The 4,503-nt window shown below is 74.4% G+C and carries 5 protein-coding genes; 1 reads left to right on the top strand and 4 read right to left on the bottom strand.

Annotation, left to right across the window (positions count from 1 at the left end):
* Window positions 1-69: 69 nt before the first annotated feature.
* The 3 genes from E2C05_RS29035 to E2C05_RS29025 form a co-directional block, all read right to left on the bottom strand.
* On the bottom strand, window positions 70-1,362 hold the full coding sequence (locus E2C05_RS29035) for a serine hydrolase domain-containing protein (protein WP_158292444.1): 1,293 nt from the start codon (window positions 1,360-1,362) through the stop codon (window positions 70-72).
* Between the two features lie 109 nt (window positions 1,363-1,471).
* Window positions 1,472-1,852 (bottom strand): YraN family protein, encoded by a 381-nt coding sequence (locus tag E2C05_RS29030; protein ID WP_133223108.1) that lies wholly within the window; start codon window positions 1,850-1,852, stop codon window positions 1,472-1,474.
* A gap of 65 nt (window positions 1,853-1,917) precedes the next feature.
* Complete coding sequence (locus E2C05_RS29025; RefSeq protein ID WP_133223107.1) at window positions 1,918-2,982, bottom strand: threonine aldolase family protein; 1,065 nt, start codon at window positions 2,980-2,982, stop codon at window positions 1,918-1,920.
* A gap of 157 nt (window positions 2,983-3,139) precedes the next feature.
* Between E2C05_RS29025 and E2C05_RS29020 the strand changes: the two genes are divergently transcribed.
* Entirely contained in the window at window positions 3,140-3,703 is a 564-nt protein-coding gene (locus E2C05_RS29020; RefSeq protein WP_133223106.1) for a DUF4337 domain-containing protein, read from the top strand.
* A gap of 28 nt (window positions 3,704-3,731) precedes the next feature.
* Here the strand turns inward: E2C05_RS29020 and E2C05_RS29015 are convergent, their stop codons facing one another.
* Window positions 3,732-4,361: a glutathione S-transferase family protein gene (locus E2C05_RS29015; RefSeq protein ID WP_133223105.1), complete on the bottom strand. Its 630-nt coding sequence runs from the start codon at window positions 4,359-4,361 to the stop codon at window positions 3,732-3,734.
* Window positions 4,362-4,503: the final 142 nt, after the last annotated feature.

The following is a 4,503-nucleotide window of genomic DNA, read 5'->3' as shown; positions in this document are numbered from 1 at the left end:
AGCAGCAGCGGCCGGCGCGCCAGCCGGCGCGGCCCGGGGGCGAGGCGCGAGCCGACGGCCATCGGCGGCTCAGGCCAGGGCCTGGTAGACCAGCTGGCGCAGGCCGTAGCGGTATTGGATGCGGTCGGAGGGGCCCTGCAGCATCAGCACGGCATAGAGCTCCTCCTTCGGGTCGACCCAGAAATAGGTGCCATAGGCGCCGCCCCAGAAATAGTCGCCGACATTGCCGGGCACCGGGCTGCGGCCCTGTGCCGTGCGCACCGCGAAGCCGAGCCCGAAGCCGTAGCCGGTGACCGGCGCGGGGGCGAGGCCGCCGAAGCGGGTCAGCAGGCCGGGGCCGTACTGCGTCCCCTCCGGCAGGTGGTTCGCCGTCATCAGCTGGATGGTGGCGCGGGACGCCACCTGCGCCTCCCCCAGCCGGCCGCCGTTCAGCAGCATCTGGCAGAAGCGGGCATAGTCCATGGCGGTGGAGACCATGCCGCCGCCGCCCGAGAACCAGCGCGGCTTCTCCAGCACGTCGGGGATGGGCTGCCGCGCCTTCGTCACCGGGTCCACCTGCGCGCGGGCGGCGCGGCCGGCGGCGTCCTGCGGCGCCCAGAAGCCGGTATCCGCCAGGCCGAGCGGCGCCGAGATCCGGGCGCGGATGAAGGCGTCCAGGTCCTGGCCGGAGACGACCTCCACCACGCGGCCCACCACGTCGGTGGCGTGGCTGTATTCCCAGGTGCTGCCGGGCTGGAACATCAGCGGCTGGCCGGCCAGGCGGGTGATGAACTCCGCCGCGGTCTGGTCGCGGTCGGCGACCCTGGCCTGCACATAGCCGGCCTGCACCGGGTGCGGCGCCGGGCCGGGCCCGGGCAGCGCGCCATAGGTCAGGCCGGCGGTGTGGCGCAGCAGGTCCTGCAGCGTCGCCTCGCGCTCCAGCGGGGCGCGGTCCGTGCCGACCTTCTGGTCCTTGAACTCCGGCAGGTAGCGGCTGACCGGGTGCCACAGCATCACCCGGCCTTCCTCCGCCAGCAGCATGAGCGCGAGGGAGGCGAAGGGCTTGGTCATGGAGGCGATGCGAAAGATCCCGTCCACCGGCATCGGGGCGCGGGCATCGCGGTCGCGGAAACCCACCGCCTCGTGCAGCGCCAGCTTGCCGCCACGGCCGACCGCGACGACGGCGCCGGGGATGCGGCCGGCCTCGACCTCCGCGCCCAGCCAGCCGGTGATGCGCGCCAGGCGGTCGCGCTGGAAGCCGGCATCCTCCGGCCGCGCCGCGCGGGGAAGCGCGCCGGCATCGGCGCGGGCGGGTGCGGGACGGAGCAGCGGGGCGGCGGCGGCCCCGGCGGCGAGCGTGAGGGCAGCGCGGCGGGCGAGCATGGCTGGTTTCCTTCCCCGGTTGTGCTTGCGGGAAGCCTCGCGCCCGGTGCCTGGGCGGTCAACCGGGCTCATGCCGAGGGCCATCCTCCAGGACTGCCGACCACCGGCATCAGGCGTCGCCCTCCCGGAAGGCATCGGCGATGCGGCGCAGCGTGCCGTCGGCGGCGACCAGCAGCAGGTCGAAGCGGATGCCCGCCCCGCCATGCCCGGGGTTCGCCGCCAGCCAGCACGCCGCGGCGGCGGCGAGGCGGGCCCGCTGCCGCGGCCCGAGGGACTGCGCGGCCTCGGACAGGCTGGGCCTCGCCTTGACCTCGACGAAGGCGAGCAGGCCGTCGCGTTCGGCGACCAGGTCCAGCTCCCCGGCCGGCGTGCGGATGCGGCGCCCGAGCACGGCCCAGCCCTCGGCGGCCAGGGCACTGGCCGCGGCATCCTCGGCGGTGCGCCCGCTGCTGTCGGCCCTGACGCCCCGCTGCCGCCGCCTGACGTCCATGAGACCCGGAGAAGAAGGTGAGTGGGGGGTGCGGGGGGGAGAGTTCGCTCTCTCCCCCCCTGCGGTCAGGCTGCGAGCGCCTGCCGGATGAGCCCGGTCGCCTCCTCGATCATCGGCGCGGTGACGTCGAGATGCGTGCAGGCGCGCACCCGGCCGCCGAGGCCGCTGACGGCGACGCCCTGCATCAGCAGGGTCCGCTGCAGCTGCTCGACGCTCTGCCCCGTGCCGCGGATGTCGAAGAAGACCAGGTTGGTGTCCGGCTCCTCCACGACCACGCCCGGGATCTGCGCCAGGCCGCGGGCCAGCGCCTTGGCATTCGCATGGTCCTCCGCCAGCCGGTCCACATGGTGGTCCAGCGCATAGAGGCAGCCGGCGGCGCTGAGCCCGGCCTGCCGCAGGGACCCGCCGAGGCGCTGCTTCCAGCGCCAGGCCTCGCCGATGAATTCGCTGCTGCCGCAGAGCACGGCGCCGAGCGGCGCGCCGAGGCCCTTGGTGAAGTCCAGCCAGACGCTGTCATAGGACGCGACCATGTCGCGCGGGGCGATGCCGGCGGCGACGCAGGCATTCATCAGCCGGGCGCCGTCCATATGGGTGGCCCAGCCCTGCTCATGCGCGACGGCGGCGACGGCGTTGAGCTGGTCCAGCGGCCAGACCGCGCCGCCGCCGATATTGGCGGTCTGCTCCACTTCCAGCAGGCGCTGCGGCGGAGCGTAGCGGGTGCGCGGGCGGATGGCGGCGCGGACGTCGTCCGCGGTGAACATGCCGCGCGGGCCCTTAAGCGGGGTGATCTGCGCGCCGGTCAGGGCGGCATGGGTGCCGCCCTCGCTGGTCAGGATGTGGGCGGTTTCATGCGCGACGACCTCGTCGCCCTTGCGGCAATGCGTCAGGATGGCGATGACGTTGCACATGGTGCCGCTGGGCAGGAACATCGCGGCTTCCTTGCCCATCAGCGCCGCCATGCGGTCGCACAGGGCATGGACGGTCGGGTCGTCGCCATGCTGCTCGTCGCCGACCTCGGCGCGCATCATCGCGTCCTTCATCGCCGCGGTCGGGCGGGTCTGGGTGTCCGAATAGAGGTTGATTCGGACGGGCGGGGCGCCGGCCGGCGGGCGGGCTGGGGCGTGGACCATAGCGGGTCTCCGGTGGTTGGCGCGCAGGCTGGGGAAAAGGCGCGGCGCTGTCCACCCATGCCCGCGCGGCAGGCGCCATGCCCGGCCGCTTGGCGGGGGCTTGGCCGAAGCGGGACCGGCATGGCAGAAGCGGCCGGCAACGAATGACAGGAATTCCATGGCCGGGCACGCCCATGTGGACCATGCGGGCGACAAGCGCATCGCGCTGCTGATCGCCATCCTCGCGCTGTTCCTGGCGCTGGCCGAGACCGGCGCGAAGAGCGCGCAGACCGAGGCCATCTCCCGCAACGTGGAGGCGGCCAACCTGTGGTCCTTCTTCCAGGCCCGCACCATCCGCCAGACCACTCTGCGCGCGGCGGTGGAGGAGACGGAGCTGGACCGCGCCACGGCGCAGGACCCGGCGCTGCGGGAGGCGATCGAGCGGCAGCAGAAGGCCTGGCGCGACACCATCGCGCGGTGGGAGAGCGAGCCGGCCAGCGGCGAGGGCCGGAAGGAGCTGACCGAGCGCGCCAAGGCGGCCGAGGCGAAGCGCGACCGCAACATGGCCGCCTACCACCACTACGAGTTCGGCGCCGCCGCCTTCCAGGTGGCGATCGTGCTCGCCTCCGCCTCCATCATCACCGGCGTGCCGCTGCTGGCGCTGGGCGGCATCGCGCTGGGGGTGATCGGGGTGGCGCTGACGGGCGTGGGATTCTTCGCGCCCGAGGCGGTGCATCTCTGACGCGGCGGGTCCGATCGGGCGGATCCGGTCAGGCGGGCACCGCGAAATGCCGCCCCCAGGCGGCGGCAAGCCGCGGGCGGGTGGCGACGGCGCGGGCCAGGGACTGGACCCGCGGACAGTGCGCCGGCATCCACTCCGCCTCATTGCCCATCCAGCGGGAGAGGACGGCCAGGTGAAGGTCGGCCAGGGTGAGCCGCTGGCCGAGCAGGAAGGGGTCGGGCCGCGCCTCCGCCTCGATGATGCGCCAGGTCTCCCGCGCCATCCCGACCGCCCGGGCGCGGATGGAGGGCGCGTCGTCGCCGAAGCGCTCCGGGTAGTCGGCGCGGGTGACGCAGGGATAGATCTCGCTGGCGGCGAGCATCATCCAGCGCAGGGCCACGGCGCGGCCGGGATCATCGCCGGGCGGCAGCAGCCCGGCCCCGGGGTGCCGCGCCTCCAGCGCCAGCAGGATCGCCGTGCTTTCCGTCACCACCGTGCCGTCCGGCAGCAGCAGGGTGGGCACCCGGCCCATGGGATTGAGGCGGCGGTAGTCCGACGCAAGCTGGGCGTCGCGGTCCAGCGGCACGGGCCGCAGCTCGGCCTCGGCGCCGATCTCGGCCAGCGCGAGCTCGATGATGCAGGAACCGGAGCGCCGGTCCCCGTAGAGGACATATCCCATGCCCCGCAGGCTGCGCCGGCCCGGCGCCGCCGGTCCAACGCAAAGCCGTGATGCGGCGATCAGCCGGGCTGATGCGGCCCGGGCGCGGCGCGGCTGGCGGGGGTCAGGCCTGCGGCGCGGGCGCGGCGGCCGGCGGCGCGGC

Origin of the sequence: Paracraurococcus ruber, from assembly GCF_004353985.1 — a bacterium.
Lineage (GTDB): Bacteria > Pseudomonadota > Alphaproteobacteria > Acetobacterales > Acetobacteraceae > Paracraurococcus > Paracraurococcus ruber.
This window is presented reverse-complemented; position numbering and strand designations above follow the sequence as displayed.

What these genes read in the sequence shown, in the direction of transcription:
- E2C05_RS29030 (WP_133223108.1), bottom strand. Translation starts at nt 1,852, where the DNA reads ATGGACGTCAGGCGGCGGCAGCGGGGCGTCAGGGCCGACAGCAGCGGG.
- E2C05_RS29035 (WP_158292444.1), bottom strand. Translation starts at nt 1,362, where the DNA reads ATGCTCGCCCGCCGCGCTGCCCTCACGCTCGCCGCCGGGGCCGCCGCC.
- E2C05_RS29020 (WP_133223106.1), top strand. Translation starts at nt 3,140, where the DNA reads ATGGCCGGGCACGCCCATGTGGACCATGCGGGCGACAAGCGCATCGCG.
- E2C05_RS29015 (WP_133223105.1), bottom strand. Translation starts at nt 4,361, where the DNA reads ATGGGATATGTCCTCTACGGGGACCGGCGCTCCGGTTCCTGCATCATC.
- E2C05_RS29025 (WP_133223107.1), bottom strand. Translation starts at nt 2,982, where the DNA reads ATGGTCCACGCCCCAGCCCGCCCGCCGGCCGGCGCCCCGCCCGTCCGA.